Annotated in this window: 1 protein-coding gene; it reads right to left on the bottom strand. The window is 61.9% G+C overall.

Annotation, left to right across the window (positions count from 1 at the left end):
- Nucleotides 1–48 precede the first annotated feature (48 nt).
- On the bottom strand, nt 49–570 hold a 522-nt coding region (locus K3F48_RS24005; RefSeq protein WP_222577950.1), incomplete at its 5' end, for a methane monooxygenase/ammonia monooxygenase subunit A.

A 570-nucleotide genomic window follows, 5' to 3' on the forward strand; every position in this document is an offset into this window, starting at 1 on the left:
CCTTTCCTTTTCCGAGGGACCAAAGAGAAGCTTTTCGCGTCTCTTCGATCAGATCTTCGAGATCACCTTGGTGGTCGAATACCACTTACCGACGAACCACCACAGGAAGTAGACCATCATCGACACGAAGCCGGAGAAGAACGCGGCCACCGGAACGACGTCCTTGCCGAAGGTGCGCAGCGTGCCGCGCTCGACCATGCGGATATACTCGGGCATCGAGGTGCGGACGAAGTGGAAGCCGACGAGGTCCGCGAGGGACATCAGCTGGCCATGCTGCTCGGTCGCCTGATGCAGAGCCGCGATCGCCGGCCAGTTGTTCGGGTAGAACAGCAGACCCCAGCCCAGCGCGCCGACCACCGCCGTGATCACATAGGAGCCCGACAGCAGCAGGATGATGTCCAGCCACAGAGCCGGAACCACCAGGGCGGACGGGAACACGAGGCTGATCGGGAAGTAGGTCCAGCCCCAGAAGTTGCAGTAGCGGTTGATCCACTCGCCGATCAGCAGGCCCAGCACCGCGAAGGTCGCGCCGAACGGGAGCTTGAAGTTCTCCCACAGGAACGCCTGCGT

It is taken from the genome of Methylosinus sp. Sm6, from assembly GCF_019802345.1.
Lineage (GTDB): Bacteria > Pseudomonadota > Alphaproteobacteria > Rhizobiales > Beijerinckiaceae > Methylosinus.